This is a genomic window from Nocardia sp. NPDC050718 (genome assembly GCF_040654235.1).
Classification (GTDB): domain Bacteria; phylum Actinomycetota; class Actinomycetes; order Mycobacteriales; family Mycobacteriaceae; genus Nocardia.
Genome location: NZ_JBFAHQ010000007.1, coordinates 33546 through 49549, shown reverse-complemented (window position 1 = coordinate 49549; position 16004 = coordinate 33546). Strand labels below are relative to the sequence as shown.

The window sequence follows — 16004 nt, the reverse complement described above, 5'->3', positions numbered from 1 at the left end:
GAGCATGTCCATTTCCGTGCAGGAGCCCGCGGCGACCGGGCTCACCGCAGCACAGGTCGAGGAACGACGCCGCGACGGGCGAACCAACGATGTCCCGGCCAGAGCGAGCCGGTCCGTGCGCGAGATCGTGCGCGCGAACGTCTTCACCCGGATCAATGCCATTCTCGGTGTGCTGTTCCTGCTGGTGCTGTCCACCGGCTCGATCATCGACGGCATGTTCGGCCTGCTCATCGTGGCCAACAGCGCGGTCGGCATCATCCAGGAGATCCGGGCCAAACGGACGCTGGATCAGCTGGCGATCGTCAGCCAGGCCAAGCCGACGGTGCGCCGCGACGGCGTCGCCGAGCAGGTCGCGCCGGGCGAGGTGGTGCTCGACGACCTGATCGAGCTGGGCCCGGGCGACCAGATCGTCGTCGACGGCGAGGTCGAGGAGGCCGCCGCGCTCGAGGTCGACGAATCGCTGCTCACCGGTGAGGCCGACCCGATCGACAAGGGCGTCGGCGCCCCGGTGATGTCGGGCAGCTTCGTGGTGTCGGGGTCGGGCGCCTACCGCGCGACCAAGGTCGGCAAGGACGCCTACGCGGCCAAGCTGGCCGAGGAGGCCAGCAAGTTCACCCTGGTGCACTCGGAGCTGCGCTCCGGCATCGACAAGATCCTCAAGTTCATCACCTACCTGCTGATCCCGGCCGGGGCGCTGAGCATCTACAACCAGCTGGTCTCGAGCAAGGAGTCCTGGCGGCCCGCCGTCACCGGCATGGTCGCGGCGCTGGTGCCGATGGTGCCCGAGGGTCTGGTCCTGATGACCTCCATCGCGTTCGCGGTGGGCGTGGTGCGTCTGGGCAAACGCAACTGCCTGGTGCAGGAACTGCCCGCGATCGAGGGCCTGGCCCGCGTCGACGTGGTGTGCGCCGACAAGACCGGCACCCTCACCGAGAACGGCATGCGGCTGTCGCAGATCGAACCGCTCGGCGCCTTCGACGAGGACCAGGTGCGGCAGGTGCTGGCTGCCCTCGCCGGCGACGACCCGCGCCCGAACGCGAGCGTGCAGGCCATCGCCGAAGCTTTCCCGGAGTCACCGGACTGGTCGCAGACCGCCATCGCCCCGTTCTCCTCGGCCAAGAAGTGGAGCGGCATCTCCTATGGCGCCCACGGTGATTGGCTGCTCGGCGCGCCCGACGTGCTGCTCGACCCCAGCTCCGCCGACGCCGAGCGGGCCGAACACCTCGGCTCCTCGGGCCTGCGCGTGCTGCTGCTGGCCCGCTCCGACCGCCCGGTCGACGCCGACGACGCGCCCGGCCGGGTCGAGCCCGCCGCGCTCGTCGTGCTCGAACAGCGGGTCCGCCCCGACGCCAAGGGCACGCTGGAATACTTCGCGAGCCAGCACGTCTCGATCAAGGTGATCTCCGGCGACAACGCCGTCTCGGTCGGCGCGGTGGCCTCCTCGCTGGACCTGCCCGGCGGCGATCACGCCGTCGACGCGCGGTCGCTGCCCGAGGACCGCGACGCGCTCGCCGACGTCCTCGAGCGCGACACCACCTTCGGCCGCGTGCGCCCGGATCAGAAGCGCGCCATGGTCGGCGCGCTGCAGTCGCGCGGGCACACCGTCGCCATGACCGGCGACGGCGTCAACGACGTGCTCGCGCTCAAGGACGCCGATATCGGCGTCGCGATGGGCGCGGGCAGCCCGGCGACGCGCGCGGTGGCCCAGATCGTGTTGCTGGACAACAAGTTCGCCACGCTGCCGTATGTGGTGGGCGAGGGCCGCCGGGTGATCGGCAATATCGAGCGGGTCTCGAATCTGTTCCTCACCAAGACTGTGTACTCGGTGCTGCTGGCGTTCCTGGTCGGCCTGGCCGGGGTCGGTTCGCAGATCTTCGGCTACGACCCGATCGGTTATCCGTTCCTGCCGCGCCACGTCACCATCGCGGCCTGGTTCACCATCGGCATCCCGGCGTTCATCCTGTCACTGGCGCCGAACAACGAGCGGGCCCGCACCGGGTTCGTCGGCCGGGTCATGCGCCTGGCGGTGCCCTCGGGTGTGGTGATCGGCGTGGCGACGTTCGTGGCCTACCTCATCGCCTACGCCGGGCCGGAAGCCACGGAGACGCAGAAGATCCAGGCGGGCACCACCGCGCTGATCACCCTGATCATGATCGCGGTGTGGGTGCTGGCGCTCGTCGCCCGGCCGTACACCTGGTGGAAGGTGGTGCTGATCGCGGTGTCGGTGCTCGCCTACATCGCGCTGTTCACGATTCCGTTCACCCGGGAGTTCTTCAAGCTCGACCCGTCGAACCCCCGGCTGACGCTGGCCGCGTTCGTCTGCGGCGCGGTGGGCATCGTGCTGGTGGAGCTGGCGTGGTGGGTGCAGGCGCGACTGTCCGGCAACGCGGGCAAGTTCGCGCCCGCGGTGGGTGCCCAGGGCGCCTGAGACCGCGCTGACCAGGCCGGGTTTGCCTCGAGAACCCTTGCGCCGGACGCACATTCGGTGTTGGAGTACCTTTGCGCACTATGGAGGTATTGCTGCACCAGATCGACGCGTTCACCGACGCACCGTTCTCGGGCAACCCGGCCGCGGTCATGCCGCTGCCCCGCTGGCTGCCGGACGCGCTGCTGCAACAGCTGGCCGAGGAGAACAACCTCGCCGAGACCGCGTTCTACACCTCCGAGTTACCCCCGGACGCCGGCGGCCCGCCCGGCGAATGGCCCGCGTTCCACCTGCGCTGGTTCACCCCGGCGGTCGAGGTGGACATGTGCGGGCACGCGACGTTGGCCTCGGCCACCCAGATCATCGAGGACCTGCACCCCGAGCACGATCGGGTCAGCTTCTACACCCGCTCGGGCTGGCTGCACGTCGACCGCACCGATGACGACGAGTACGTCCTGGATCTGCCCGCGCTCGCCTCGGTGCGGGTCGACCCCGACCCGGCCCTGGTCGCCGCGCTCGGCGTCACCCCGGTTCGCGCCTACACCGGCCAGGACGAGGTGATCGTCCTGGCCTCCGAGGACGAAGTCCGCTCCGCCGCACCGAATCTCGGCGCCTTTCCGGCCCTGGCCCGCGGCGCGATCATCACCGCGCCCGGCACCGCCACCGATGTCGTCTCGCGCCTGTTCGCCCCCGGTGTCGGCATCCCGGAGGACCCCGTCACCGGTTCGGCGCACGCCCAGCTGGTCCCGCTGTGGAGCCGCGAGCTCGGCCGCACGACGCTGACCGCCCGTCAGCTCTCCCGGCGCGGCGGCACGCTGCGCGCCGAACTCGCCGACGACCGGGTACTGCTGCTCGGACGCTGCCGCCGCTACCTCGACGGTGTGGTCACCCTGCCCGACTGAGCCGGGGCGCACGCCGCATCCCACGCACACGAGCGGCGCCCCTCCGGTCGGGACGGGCGCCGTCGTACCGCGCTGGTGGCGCTAGGTGACCCGGGACAGGCTGTCCGCCACCGACTCCCGGCGATCCTCCCGGACGACCGATCGGGTCGGCCTGCCCATCGGCCACCACACCCGATCACCCGCGAGGAAGGTCAGCGCCGGGACCAGCACCGTGCGCACGAGCAGCGTGTCGAGCAGGACGCCGAACGCGACCGTGAAGCCCAGCTGCGCCAGCGAGACCACCGGCAGCGTGGTGAGGACGGCGAAGGTGGCGGCCAGCACGATGCCCGCCGAGGTGATGACCCCGCCGGTGACGCTGAGGCTGCGCAGCATGCCCGCCTTGGTTCCCCCTTCCGCCGCTTCCTCGCGCGCCCGGCTGACCAGGAAGATGTTGTAGTCGACGCCGAGGGCGACCAGGAACAGGAACGCCATCAGCACCAATCCGGAATCCAGCCCCTGGAATCCGAAGACGTGCTCGAACACGAACACGCTCGCCCCCAGCGCCGCCGCGAAGGACGCCACCACGGTGAGCACCAACCCGATCGGCGCGACCAGCGCGCGCAGCAGCACCGCGAGCACCACCGTGACCACCAGCAGTACGAGCGGGATGACGACCCTGCGGTCGTGCGCCGAGGCCTCGGCGGTGTCCAGGTTCGCCGCGCTCGGCCCGCCGACGACGGTGCCGGGCGCGGTCGTGGCGAGGGCACCGCGCAGCCGGTCGATGGTCGCGGTCTCGGCCGGGGTGCCGGCGAGATCGCGCGGGAGCGCGGTGATTTCGCTGATCCCGGCGCCGCTGCGCCCGTCCTCGACCTCGGCGATGCCGGGATCGGCGCGGACCGCCGCCACGACCGCGTCCCGTGATCCGGTGGGGCTCACGATGGTCAGCGGGGTGCCCGCGCGGGCTGGGAAGTGGTCGGCGATCACCCGCAGACCGGTCACCGACTCGGGCGCGTTCACGAATTGGTCGGCGCGAGACAGCGAGTCGGTGTTGCCGAGCAGGCCCAGACTCAGCCCGCCCAGCACCGCCAGGGCGGCGAGCGCGCTGATCGCGGGCTTGTCGGCGATGACGGTCCCGATCCGGACCCACAGCCCCGAGGCGGTCGGCGCGGCGGTGCCCGGTCGCGGAATGCGCGGCCAGAAGATCCACCGCCCGCACACCACCAGGATGGCCGGGAACAGCGTCACCATCACCACGACCGTGCAGACGATGCCCGCCGCCCCGACCGGCCCCATGCCCGCCGCGCTGTTCATGTCCGCCGCCAGCAGGCACAGCAGGCCCAGGCTCACCGTGGCCGCCGACGCGGCGATCGCGGGGACGGTGCGCCGCAACGCCGCGACCATGGCCGCCCCGACCTCGGCCGTGGTGCGCAGCTCTTCGCGATACCGGGCGACGATCAGCAGCGCGTAATCGGTGCCGACGCCGAACACCAGGATGGTCAGCACCGCCGCGCTCTGGTCGTTGACGGTGATGCCGAACGCGCGCGTCAGCCCGTACACCGCCGCCATCGCGGCCACATTCGCCACCGCCACCGAGACCAGCGGGAGCAGCCACAGCAGCGGACTGCGGTAGGTCAGCAGCAGGATCACCGTGACGACGAGCACGGTGACGATCAGCAACCGCTCGTCGATCCCGTCGAACGCGCCCTCGAAATCGCCGTCGAGCGCACCGGGCCCGGTCACCGAAACCTCCAATCCCGCAGGATGTTCGGCAACCGCCGAGCGCAGATCGGCGAGGTACTCGGCGGGTTCGCCGTGGCTCGCCGCGACCAGGAGCGGATACATCACCGCCGCACCGTCCTCGGCGGCCACGGGCTGCTCGGGACCCGCGGTGCTGCCGTATTCCGCACGGAGCGCGGCGTAGTGGCCGGTCGCCGCCTGCCGGTCGGCCGCGGTGAGCCCGCCCGGCCGGTGGTACACCACCAGGAAGGTGTTCTCGGTGCCGCCGGGCAGCGCCGCCGAGAGTTCCTCGGCCAGGGTGGATTGCGCCGCCGCCGGGAGATAGTCGGTTTCTTTGTCGGACTTCGCCGCGTCGAGCGAACCGGCGAGCGGGAACAGGGCGAGTACCGCCGCGACCCACAGCCCGATCAGCAGCCACGCGCGTGCTTTCGAGGAGAACAGGAATCTCATGCGAGCAGCGTCGCGCCGGATCCGCGCCGAATCGTCCGCCCACGGGCCGGTCTCGCGGATACTCCGCGCGGAGTACGCACGGCGGTCGCGGCTGCCGGACAATGAACGGCGATGCACAGGCGATGGTGGACCGACGGCGCGCTCGCCGCGGCGGTGTTCGTCGGGGAGCTGGTCCTCGCGCGGGCGTTCGCCGAACAGCGCCCGCTCGACGCGGTCGGGGTGGCGCTGCTGGCCGGCACGACGGTGCCGCTGGTCGCCCGGCGCCGGGCGCCGATGATCGTGCTGGCCGTGCACGTGCTGTTCGCGCTCGGCTATCACACGCTCGAGTACCCGCACGAGGCCGCGTTCCCGTCGACGATGGTCGCGCTGTACACCGTGGCGGCCGACGGGAATCGCCGCCGCACGTTCGTGGTGATCACGGCGGTGGTCCTGCTCGGGGTCGGTGGCATGCTCGCCTCGCCCGAACTGGGCGAGAATCTGCCGCTGCAGGCCTTCGGCACGACCGGCTGGATCGTGGTGTCGTGCGTGGCGGGCGAGGCCGTCCGGCTGCATCGCGCCTACCTCGGTGAGGTGCTGGCCCGCGCCGAACGCGCCGAGCGGTCCCGCGACGAGGAGGCCGAGCGCCGGGTCGCCGAGGAACGGCTGCGCATCGCCCGTGACCTGCACGACCTGCTCGCCCACACGATCACCGTCATCCAGGTGCAGGCCGGGGTCGCCGGGCACCTGCTCGCCGAGGGGCACGACGACCCGGCCGTGCTCGGCGCCGCGCTCGACACGATCACCGACGCGTGCGTCGACGCCAGGGCCGAACTCCGGGCCACCGTGGGTGTCTTGCGCGCGCCCGGCGGCGATTCGCGCTCGCCGCTGCCGACGCTCGAGCACCTCCCGGTGCTCACCGACACGGTCGCGGCGGCGGGCGTCGTGGTGACCACGACCGGCACCGGCCGGGTCCGGGCCCTGTCGCCCACCGTGGAGCTGGTCGCCTACCGGATCATCGGTGAAGCGCTGACGAATGTCGTCAAACATTCGGGCGCGCGGGCTGTCCGGGTCGGCCTGGACTATCGCGACACCCGGCTGATCGTCACCGTCGCCGACAACGGCCGCGGAACACGATCGACGACCACCGGATTCGGGATCAGGGGGATGACCGAGCGCGCCGAGGCGATCGGTGGCACCCTGCGGGTGGACGGCACGCCCACCGGCTGCACGGTGACCGCGGACCTGCCGTTGTCCTCGGTGGCGGCCGAATCCGGCGGGGACGCACCATGATCCGGGTCGTTCTCGCCGACGATCAGGCGCTGGTCCGCGAAGCTTTCGCGCTGCTGGTCGACTCGGCACCGGACCTGACCGTCGTCGGGCAGGCCGCCACCGGCGCCGAGGCGATCGCGCTGGCCCGGTCCGAACGCGCCGATGTCGTCGTGATGGACATCCGGATGCCCGAACTCGACGGCATCGCTGCCACCGCCCGGATCGCCGCCGACGAGGACCTGGCCGGGGTGCGCGTGCTGGTGCTCACCACCTACGACACCGACGACAACGTCCTGGCCGCCCTGCGCGCGGGCGCCAGCGGATTCCTCATCAAGGACACCAGGCCCGCCGCCCTGCTCGCCGCGATCCGCACGGTCGCCGCCGGGGAGTCGCTGCTCTCGCCGAGCGCCACCGCCGCCGTCATCGCCCGGGTCAGGGCCGTGCCCGATCCCGCGCCGCGACCGTCGCTGGGCACTCTCACCGACCGCGAACTCGATGTGCTGATCCTCGTCGCCAAGGGGATGTCGAACGCCGAGGTCGCCGAGACCCTGGTGGTGAGCCCGCTGACGGTGAAGACCCATGTCAGCCGGATCCTGGCCAAACTGCTCGCCCGCGACCGGGTACAGCTCGTCATCGCCGCCTACGAAGCCGGATTGGTCATCCCGGGTCCGGGCTAGGCCGGTCAACGGGGTCGCGAAAAGGCTGCTTCATCTGCGAAAACGTGGTGGACGCCGATTCGGGCTTGTGTATACGTATACTTCTACATATAATTGGGGCATAGCCGGAGCGACACCACATCGAGTCAGCCCGGGACGTTCCTTCCACACCTTCCGAGGAGTATCGCCATGCCTACCTTCCAGACCCCGGACCCGATCACCGTCACCGTCGACGTGCCGTGTGGTGACGTGGTCGTCACCGCCGCCGACCGCGCCGACACCGTCGTCGAGATCCGCCCCACCGATCCGTCCAGCAAGAGCGACATCCGCGCCGCCGAGCAGATGACGGCCGAGTTCGTCGCGGGCGCGCTGACCGTGCGCTCGCCGAAGAGCAAGTGGTACTCCGGTGCGTTCAGCGGCAAGTCCTCGGTCCAGGTGCGCATCGAGGTTCCGGCCGGTTCCGAACTGAAGGCCTCGACCGCGCTCGGTCGCCTGGTCGGCGCGGGCGATCTCGGCGAGTGCGACCTGGAAGTGGCCGCCGGTGACATCACGGTCGAGCGCCCGCGCGGGTCGGTGACCGCGAAGACGGCCAAGGGCGACATCCGGATCGGCGAAGCCGCCCGCGGGGTATTCCAGCTGGAGACGTCGATGGGTGAGCTGGTGGTGGGTGTCCGGGCCGGTACCGCCGCGCACCTGGAGACGTTCGCCGCCTACGGTTCGATCACCAACGACGTCGCCGCGGCCGCCGCGGCGGGCGACGACACGGTGCGCGTCTTCGCCCGGAACATGTACGGCGACATCACCATCGGTCACGCCACCGTCGCGGCGTGACGCGCTGCCCGGTGGCGGCCGCTCCCGGTGCGGACGGCCGCCGACCGGGTCGGGCTACTCGGCGGGGACCGGGCCGTCGTCGGGCGTCGGCGCGATCACCCCGGTCGACTCCGGCAGCAGCGGAGCCACGGCGAAGCGGCCCGCGATCGCGTCGGCGGGCAGCGCCTGCACCGCGCGGACACCGGGTCGCGTTGCCAGCTCCCGCAATTGGGGGAGGGTGCCGCGCACGACCAGCCCGGCCGTGCACGCGCAGCCCGCGCGCAACCTGGCCTCGGTGACCCGGGCGATATCGGCACTGCGCTGATCCCGGAACCGCTGGGCGGCCACCAGTCCCGCCGCCGCGTCGGCGGAGCGCACGGCCGGTTCGTTACCGGCCGGGGTCGCGACGGTGATCACCGGAGTCTGGACCCGGTCGATCGGGACGTGCTGGATCACACCCGCGACCCGCAGGCCGTCGGCGGCGGCCGGGATCTGTTGCGCGGTCAGGTAGTCGGTGAACGACACCAGCGCCCAGTGCGGATCGGTGTCGGCGCCGTCGAGCGAGGCGCGCGCCTCGCGCAGATAGTCCTCGACCTGCTCGCCCTGGGCGGGACCGAGCCGATCGGTCGTCACGCCCATCGGCGGGCGGGGATTGAGGATGCCGAGCACGACGACGACCACGGCCAGCACCACGGCCGCGGCGACGAACAGCGCCGTCCGCCCCGATACGCGGCGATCCCCGGCGCTCCCGCGGTCGTCCGGTGCCGGGTCCGGCACCGGTTCGGACGACCGCGGGTCGTCAGGCATTGCGCAGTACGTCCAGTGCGCCCGCCAGGTCGTCGGGGTACTCGCTGGTGATCTCCAGCCAGCGACCGTCGGCGGGATGGTGGAAACCGAGCTGACGCGCGTGCAGCCACTGCCGTTCCAGCCCGAGGCGCTTGGCCAGGGTCGGGTCGGCGCCGTAGGTCAGGTCACCGGCGCAGGGGTGGCGGACGGCCGAGAAGTGCACCCGGATCTGGTGGGTGCGGCCGGTCTCCAGGTGGACATCGAGCAGGCTGGCCGACTGGAAGGCTTCGATCGTGTCGTAGTGGGTGACACTGGGCCTGCCGTCGCCGGTGACCGCGAACTTCCAGTCGTTGCCGCGCGCCCGCCCGATCGGCGCGTCGATGGTGCCGCTGCTCGGATCGGGATGTCCCTGCACCAGCGCATGGTATTGCTTGTCCACCGTGCGCTGCTTGAAGGCGCGCTTGAGCATCGTGTAGGCGTGTTCGGACTGGGCGACCACCATCACGCCCGAGGTGCCGACATCCAGGCGATGCACGATGCCCTGCCGCTCGTGCGCGCCCGAGGTGGAGATCCGGTAGCCCATCGCGGCCAGGCCGCCGACCACGGTCGGGCCGGTCCAGCCGACGCCGGTGTGCGCGGCGACGCCGATCGGCTTGTCCACCGCGACGATGTCGTCGTCGGCGTAGAGGATCTTCATCCCCTCCACCGGGGTGGCCTCCACCGTCAGCTCGCGCTTCGGTTCGGGGAACACCACTTCCAGCCACGCGCCCGCGGTCAGCCGGTCCGACTTGCCCGCGGCGACGCCGTCGAGCTGCACCGAGCCCTCCTCGGCCAGCGCGGCGACCGCGGTCCGCGACAACCCGAGCAGCCGGGACAGGCCCGCGTCGACCCGCATCCCGTCCAGCCCGTCGGGAACGGGCATCGTCCTGGTTTCCCTCACGCGGTCTCCTCCGGGTGTTTGCGACCGCTGCGGGTGCCGTCCGGCTCGAACCCGAACACGGTGAGTGCGACGAGCAGGATCGCGCCGCAGACGATGGCGGAGTCGGCGACGTTGAACACCGGCCACCAGCCGACGGCGACGAAGTCGACGACATGGCCCTGCAGCGGGCCGGGGTAGCGGAAGATCCGGTCGACCAGATTGCCCAGCGCGCCGCCGAGCACCATGCCCAGGCCGATCGCCCACCACAGCGAGCGCAGCGTGCGCCCGATCCGGATGACGCCGATCACCACGGCCGCGGCGATCAGGGTCAGCAGCCAGGTCATGCCGGTCGCCATCGAGAACGCCGCGCCCGGGTTGCGCACCAGGGTGAACCGCGCGAAATCGCCGATGATCGGCACCGATTCGCCGGGATCGATGAAGGCCACGGCGAGGCACTTGGTCAGCAGGTCGAGCCCGAACAGTACGACGGCGATGATCAGCAGCGTCGTCAACCGGCGGCGACCAGCGGGTTTGTCCGTTCCGGTGGGCTCGGGCGCGGCGTCGGGGGCCGGTGCCGCCGAGTCGTCGCCCGTCTCGGGAACGGCAGCGTTGTCGGATGGCCGGTCTTCACTCACGCGACCATCATTCCCTAGTGGCGATCCGCGCTGCGCCGCGGTGCCCGGGAGTCCCAGCTGTTACTCAGGAAGCGGTCGTACCCTGATGGCTGTGACGGTGTTGTCTAGTTCTCGCTTACCCCGCATCGCGCGTCCCGGGGTGTTACTCGTGGCGCTCGTGCTCGGGTTCGCGACCTTCGGCGCGGGGTGCGCCGACCGGTCGGCATCGCCCGCCGATGTCGAGGGCACCGAGCCGCTCGGCATCGGTAAGGAAGTGACGGTGCCGATCACGGCCGCCGTCACCACCCTGGTCTCGGCCGGCGACGAGCCGCGCGATCTGCTGCGTCCCCGCTACCCGGCGGGCACCACGCAGGAGGTGACGCTGTGCACCGACTACCGGATCCAGCAGCAGGTCAACGATCAGCCCGCCCGCGACTTCTCGCCCGCCGCGCTGACCATCCCGATGACCGCCCGCGCCGGCACCGACGGGGTCGATGTCACCGTCGGCACCGTCACCACGCCGGACCCGGTCCTGAACAAGGCGTTCACCACCGCCGACGGTTCGCACGCGGGCCTGGAGATGAGCGACCTCGGCGCGATCACCGAACTGCGCCTCGCGCCGTCGCCGGATACCCCCAACACGGCGCGCGCCGCCCTGGAACAGGCCTTCTACCAGGCCGTGTACCGCTCGATCGCGTTCCCCGACGCGCCGGTCGGCGTGGGTGCGGTGTGGACGGTGCACCAGGAGATCACCGGCGGCGTCACCCTCGACCAGATCACCACCGCCACCCTGACCAGCCGCGACGGCGACCGGCTCACCATCGACCTGCAGGTGACCCAGACCCCGACCGAGAAGGTGTGGATGCTGCCCAACAACGCGGGCTCGCTCGAGATCGAGGGCTACGTCATGGAGGGCACCGGCACGATCACCGTCGATCTCGGTCTCCCGCTGCCGGTCTCGGGGGCCATCGATGTCGGCGGTCAGCAGATCTACCGCGACGCGCGCAGCGTGAGCACCCTCGTGCAGACCCAGTCGACGCGCGTCTCCTGGACCGAATGATGCGGTCGGCCCTGCTGCGCGCGAGCGCGGCCGCGTCGGCCTGCGCCGCGCTCGCCGGTGTCGTCGGCTGTGGTTCCGACGACGAGCCCGCCGGTTCCTTCCCCGCGGCCGCCACGGCGGCGCCGGGCAGCGGCACGGTGGTGCGCGATCCCGCCCAGCTCGCGGCCGGGCTGCTGGCGGCACCGGATCTGCCCGGCGACTTCAGTGTGGTCCCGCCGCGCACCGGCGACGACGGCCCGGCCGTGCCGCCCGCGGCACCCACCGATCCGCCGGACTGCGGCCGGCTGCTCAGCCCGCTCGCCGAGCAGCGGCCGGGATCGTCGGCGGCCGCGTCGGTCCAGTTCGCCGGGCCGAGCTACGCCACGATCGATATCGATGCCGCGAGCTATCCCGATGCCGCGCTGGCGGCCGCCTTCGACGCGGTACAGGCGCAGCCGCGGCGCTGTGCCGCCTACACCGGCGACGACGCGGGCGTGCACATCGACTACCGCGCCACCGCCCTCGCCCAGCCGCCCGCGGGTGACGCGAGCTCGGCCTTCACCCTGACCGCCACCAGCGAAGGCTTGACGCTCACCTCCGCGACGGCCCTGGTGCAGGTCGGCAACACCCTGGTCCAGGTCGTGGTCACCGCGCCGGAGACCGTGGACCCGGGGGTGCTCGCCGACCTCACCGCCGCGCAGGTGCGCAAGCTGCGCGGCTGAGGCGCCTCAGCTGGCGGCGGGCACCGGCGGCGCGATCTTGCCGCCGAGATGGGCGATGTAGCCGCGCACCTCGTCGGCGGAGCGGTCCGGCATCCCGAAGACCACCTCGGTGACGCCGAGTTCTTCCCACTGCGCGAGCTGAGCGGCGTCGTAGCGGCCGGCCAGCGCGATCACGCGTGGCGTGCCCTCGCGGCCCGCCTCCCGCCAGACCCGGTGCAGCAGCGCGATCTTCTCACCGAGGTCGCCCTCGGTCGGGGTGGTGATCCAGCCGTCGGCGTGCTGGGCCAGCCAGCCGAAGGACTTCTCGGTGCCGCCGGCGCCGAGCAGGACCGGGATCGTCGGGCTGGTCGGCTTCGGCCACGACCAGCTCGGCCCGAACCGCACGAATTCGCCCTCGAACTCGGCTTCCTCCTGCGACCAGATCGTGCGCATCGCGTCGAGGTGCTCGCGCAGCACGGTGCGCCGCTTCTTGGGCGGGACGCCGTGGTGGGCGAGTTCGTCGGTGTTCCAGCCGAATCCGACGCCGAGCTCGACCCGGCCGCCGGCCAGATGATCGAGCGAGGCGATGGTCTTGGCGAGGGTGATCGGATGGTGCTCGGCGGGCAGCGCGACCGCCGTCGACAGGGTGATCCGCTCGGTCACCGCGGCCGCCGTCGCCAGCGCGACCCACGGATCGAGGGTGCGCAGGTAGCGGTCGTCGGGCAGTGAGGAGTCTCCGGTCTGCGGATGTGCCGCGGCCCGCACCACCGGGATATGGGTGTGCTCGGGGACGTAGAACGCGTCGAAGCCCGCGTTCTCGGCCGCCAGCGCGGCGTCGGCGGGCGTGATGCCCCGGTCACTGGTGAACAACACGAGCCCGTAGCGCATGTTCCGGCCCTCCGGATCAGACAACAAAACTGAAACAAGTTCTACCAGTCTTTCGGGCCTGCCGGAAGACCGTTCACCGGATGACCTTTCCCCGGCGAGTGGAGGGAATAGGCTCTGAACGGTCCGAGCATCAACCTCGACCCGGAGGTATCCGATGTCTGATGTTTCCCCGTTTCCCGCTGGTTATCCGCGTATCTGTCCTGGCATCTCGTGTGCGGGCGCCGGTGCCGCGATCGATTTCTACATCGCCGTGTTCGGCGCCACCGAGCGCATGCGCATGCCAGGTCCGGACGGCACCGTCGCGCACTGTGAACTCCTCGTCGGCGACTCTGTTCTCATGGTCGGCGACCCGGCGCCGGAGATCGGGTTCCCCGATCCGAAAGAGGTCGGTGGTTCGCCGGTCAACCTGATGGTCTACGTCCCCGATGCCGACGCCGCGTTCGCCGCCGCCCTCGGCGCGGGCGCCACCGAGATCAACCCCATGACCGACCAGTTCTACGGCGACCGCAGCGGCTCCTTCGAGGACCCGTGGGGCCACCGCTGGACGGTGGCGACCCACATCGAAGACGTCACACCGGAAGAGATGCAGCGCCGCATGGACGAGATGATGAACGCGGCGGGCTGATCGCGGCCTCAGGCGGGCACGATCGAATCACCCTCCACCCGTACCGGTTTCGCCGGCAGCGGCGCCGTGGCAGGACCCGCGGTGACGCTGCCGTCGAGCCCGAACCGGCTCCCGTGGCACGGGCAGTTGATCGAGCCGTCGGCGACCGAGCCGACCCGGCAGCCCGCGTGCGTGCACGTCGAGGACAACCCGACGAAGGTCCCCGCCGACGGCTGGGTGATCACCGTGTCCCCGACGATCACCCCGCCCCCCACCGGCACATCGGCGGTCTTCGCCAACGCCCCCGTCGGCCCGCCGACGGGGGCCTGCGCCGCCGCGGGCGCACTCTCGTCCTTGCCCGCGCAGGCGGCCACGGTCGCGGCCGCGGCGAGCACCCCCGCGCCGACGACTACGGTCCTGCGGTCGAGCTGTATCTCGTTACTGGTCATCGTGGAACTCCGATCGGAACTAGCGACGTAGGCGGTGGCCGGGCGGTCCGACCGCTCCTTATCGGTTCAACGGGATCGGCGGGTCCCCGGTTCGAACTCCCGGCGGATGATCCGGGACCATTTCTCGGGGACTTCCCCGATGTGGGTGGGACCGGCGCGGGCCTACTGTCACGCACGTGAAGGCGATCGTGCAGCAGGTATACGGATCTTCGGCGATGCTGGAGGTCGCGGAGGTCGAGCGGCCCGTGGCGGGGGACGGGCAGGTGCTGGTGCGGGTACGCGGGGCGTCGGTGAACGCGCGGGACTGGCACATCATGCGGGGCGATCCGAAGATCGTGCGGTGGGTGGACCGGTCGGTGTTCGGGCGGCGCGGTCCCGCGCAGCCGATCCACGGCGGCGACTTCGCGGGGACCGTCGAGTCGGTCGGCGCCGGGGTGACGGATCTACGGCCGGGTGACGAGGTGTACGGCGAGTCGACCAGCGGCGCGTTCGCCGAGTACCTGGCGGTGGACCGGTCGGTGGTGGGTCTCAAACCCGCGGGGCTGAGCTTCGCCGAGGCGGCGGCCGTCCCGCTGGCCGCCAACACCGCGCTGACCTGCCTGCGGCATGTGACAGCGGGGGAGCGGGTGCTGATCATCGGGGCGTCCGGTGGGGTCGGCACCTTCGCCGTGCAGCTCGCGCTCGCCGCGGGCGCCGAGGTCACCGGGGTGTGCAGCACCCGCAATGTCGAGCTGATCCGCGGGCTCGGCGCCGCCCGGGTCGTCGACTACACCCGCGACACGGTGACCGGTCGCTACGACACCGTCCTCGATCTGGCGGGCAGCCGGGGTCTGCGCGAGCTGCTTCGCCTAGTCGAGCCGACCGGGACCCTGGTGCTGTCCGGCGGCGGAAACTACACCGGCGGGAGCCTTTTCGGCCCGATCGGGCTCATGGCCCGCGCCCAGCTCAGCCGCCCGTTCGTGCGCCCCACCCTCCGGGTGCCGACGGCGAAGCAGAGCAGCGCGGCGCTCGACGAACTCCGTGCCCTGATCGACGCGGGCCGGGTACGGCCGATCATCGACCGGACGTACCCCCTCGACGAGGTCCCGGCCGCCATCCATTACCTGGAGACCGAGCACGCCAGGGCGAAGGTCGCGATCACCGTCGGCTGAGCGCCGTCACTGCAGGCGGAACTCCATCATCGCGATCGCGTCGTCGACCGCGACGATGAGATTCTCCAGCCGGGTGTACGGGTCGGGCGCCGACAGCGCCGCCTGCCGGTCGGTCGGCCCGATCGGCAGGCGCGCGGCCAGCTCGTAGGAGCGCACCGTCGGGTCGTCGGAGAGGTCCTCCAGCGACGCCGACGGCGGTGGCCGCCGGATCCCGGAGCGGCGCGCGAGCTGCGCGGTGAGCGTGTGCAGCCGATCGGCGCGTTTGCGCAGGTCGGCCAGCAGTTCGCTGTCGTCGGCGCCGATCTCGTCGGGCCACGCCGTCACCTCGGCGCGCGGGTAGGGCGCGTCGGGGAGCCATTCGTCGACCCGGATCCGCTCGGTGCCCGCGCAGCGCAACCGGAACCGTGAGCCCGACAGCTCGACGACATCGGTGATCCGGGCCAGGACGCCGAGATCGGTACGAACCTCACCGCCACCGACCTCGTGTCCCCGCGCGATCAGGACCACACCGAACTCCGGCTCCCGCCTGCCGTCGAGGCAGTCCTCGACCAGCGCGACATAGCGCGGCTCGAAGATCTGCAACGACAGCGGCTCGCCGGGCAGCAGGACCGCGCCCAGCGGGAACATAGGGATCTCCACCCTCACA

16 protein-coding genes are annotated in these 16004 nt (G+C 71.5%); 9 read left to right on the top strand and 7 right to left on the bottom strand.

Features of this window, described 5'->3' with window-relative positions; all coding sequences use genetic code 11:
- Positions 1-4 precede the first annotated feature (4 nt).
- Entirely contained in the window at positions 5-2428 is a 2424-nt protein-coding gene (locus AB0H54_RS27540) for an HAD-IC family P-type ATPase (RefSeq protein WP_357349166.1), read from the top strand.
- Between the two features lie 80 nt (positions 2429-2508).
- Positions 2509-3327 carry a PhzF family phenazine biosynthesis protein gene (locus AB0H54_RS27535; RefSeq protein ID WP_357349164.1) on the top strand — a complete coding sequence of 273 codons (819 nt, stop codon included), beginning with the start codon at positions 2509-2511 and terminating at the stop codon, positions 3325-3327.
- 81 nt (positions 3328-3408) lie between these two features.
- On the opposite strand, the gene AB0H54_RS27530 is transcribed toward AB0H54_RS27535, so the two are convergent.
- The gene (locus AB0H54_RS27530) at positions 3409-5493 is read right to left on the bottom strand and encodes an MMPL family transporter (protein ID WP_357349162.1); all 2085 of its coding nucleotides are present in this window, start codon (positions 5491-5493) and stop codon (positions 3409-3411) included.
- Positions 5494-5604: 111 nt separating this feature from the next.
- Here AB0H54_RS27530 and AB0H54_RS27525 point away from each other — a divergent pair, with 111 nt between their 5' ends.
- The 3 genes from AB0H54_RS27525 to AB0H54_RS27515 all read left to right on the top strand — a co-directional run bounded on the left by AB0H54_RS27525 (position 5605) and on the right by AB0H54_RS27515 (position 8228).
- Positions 5605-6762, top strand: coding sequence for a histidine kinase (locus tag AB0H54_RS27525; protein WP_357349160.1), 1158 nt, complete (start codon positions 5605-5607; stop codon positions 6760-6762).
- Positions 6759-7418 carry a response regulator transcription factor gene (locus AB0H54_RS27520; protein ID WP_357349158.1) on the top strand — a complete coding sequence of 220 codons (660 nt, stop codon included), beginning with the start codon at positions 6759-6761 and terminating at the stop codon, positions 7416-7418. The genes AB0H54_RS27525 and AB0H54_RS27520 overlap by 4 nt, the downstream gene beginning before the upstream one ends.
- Positions 7419-7586: 168 nt before the next feature.
- Positions 7587-8228 (top strand): hypothetical protein, encoded by a 642-nt coding sequence (locus tag AB0H54_RS27515; protein WP_357349156.1) that lies wholly within the window; start codon positions 7587-7589, stop codon positions 8226-8228.
- A gap of 54 nt (positions 8229-8282) precedes the next feature.
- On the opposite strand, the gene AB0H54_RS27510 is transcribed toward AB0H54_RS27515, so the two are convergent.
- Genes AB0H54_RS27510 through lspA form a run of 3 tightly spaced genes read right to left on the bottom strand, consistent with a single transcriptional unit; the run spans position 8283 to position 10547 of the window.
- Positions 8283-9014, bottom strand: coding sequence for a hypothetical protein (locus AB0H54_RS27510; protein WP_357349154.1), 732 nt, complete (start codon positions 9012-9014; stop codon positions 8283-8285).
- Complete coding sequence (locus AB0H54_RS27505; RefSeq protein WP_357349152.1) at positions 9007-9933, bottom strand: RluA family pseudouridine synthase; 927 nt, start codon at positions 9931-9933, stop codon at positions 9007-9009. The genes AB0H54_RS27510 and AB0H54_RS27505 overlap by 8 nt, the downstream gene beginning before the upstream one ends.
- The gene (lspA, locus tag AB0H54_RS27500) at positions 9930-10547 is read right to left on the bottom strand and encodes a signal peptidase II (RefSeq protein WP_357349150.1); all 618 of its coding nucleotides are present in this window, start codon (positions 10545-10547) and stop codon (positions 9930-9932) included. Before lspA ends, AB0H54_RS27505 begins: the two co-directional genes overlap by 4 nt.
- A 148-nt stretch (positions 10548-10695) precedes the next feature.
- Here lspA and AB0H54_RS27495 point away from each other — a divergent pair, with 148 nt between their 5' ends.
- Together AB0H54_RS27495 and AB0H54_RS27490 are read left to right on the top strand one after the other, a co-directional pair.
- Positions 10696-11586 (top strand): hypothetical protein, encoded by an 891-nt coding sequence (locus AB0H54_RS27495; RefSeq protein WP_355284324.1) that lies wholly within the window; start codon positions 10696-10698, stop codon positions 11584-11586.
- Complete coding sequence (locus tag AB0H54_RS27490) at positions 11583-12287, top strand: hypothetical protein (RefSeq protein ID WP_357349148.1); 705 nt, start codon at positions 11583-11585, stop codon at positions 12285-12287. Before AB0H54_RS27495 ends, AB0H54_RS27490 begins: the two co-directional genes overlap by 4 nt.
- A gap of 6 nt (positions 12288-12293) precedes the next feature.
- On the opposite strand, the gene AB0H54_RS27485 is transcribed toward AB0H54_RS27490, so the two are convergent.
- Positions 12294-13154, bottom strand: coding sequence for a TIGR03619 family F420-dependent LLM class oxidoreductase (locus tag AB0H54_RS27485; protein ID WP_357349146.1), 861 nt, complete (start codon positions 13152-13154; stop codon positions 12294-12296).
- A 154-nt stretch (positions 13155-13308) separates the two neighbouring features.
- On the opposite strand from AB0H54_RS27485, the gene AB0H54_RS27480 reads away from it, so the two are divergent.
- A complete protein-coding gene (locus AB0H54_RS27480; protein ID WP_357349144.1) occupies positions 13309-13779 on the top strand; it encodes a VOC family protein in 471 nt (156 codons plus the stop codon).
- A gap of 8 nt (positions 13780-13787) precedes the next feature.
- Here the strand turns inward: AB0H54_RS27480 and AB0H54_RS27475 are convergent, their stop codons facing one another.
- Entirely contained in the window at positions 13788-14207 is a 420-nt protein-coding gene (locus AB0H54_RS27475; RefSeq protein WP_355284308.1) for a Rieske (2Fe-2S) protein, read from the bottom strand.
- A gap of 176 nt (positions 14208-14383) precedes the next feature.
- Between AB0H54_RS27475 and AB0H54_RS27470 the strand changes: the two genes are divergently transcribed.
- Positions 14384-15358 (top strand): NAD(P)-dependent alcohol dehydrogenase, encoded by a 975-nt coding sequence (locus AB0H54_RS27470; RefSeq protein WP_357349142.1) that lies wholly within the window; start codon positions 14384-14386, stop codon positions 15356-15358.
- Positions 15359-15364: 6 nt separating this feature from the next.
- Here the strand turns inward: AB0H54_RS27470 and AB0H54_RS27465 are convergent, their stop codons facing one another.
- Positions 15365-15985, bottom strand: a complete 621-nt coding sequence (locus AB0H54_RS27465; RefSeq protein ID WP_357349458.1) for an LON peptidase substrate-binding domain-containing protein — start codon at positions 15983-15985, stop codon at positions 15365-15367.
- Positions 15986-16004: the final 19 nt, after the last annotated feature.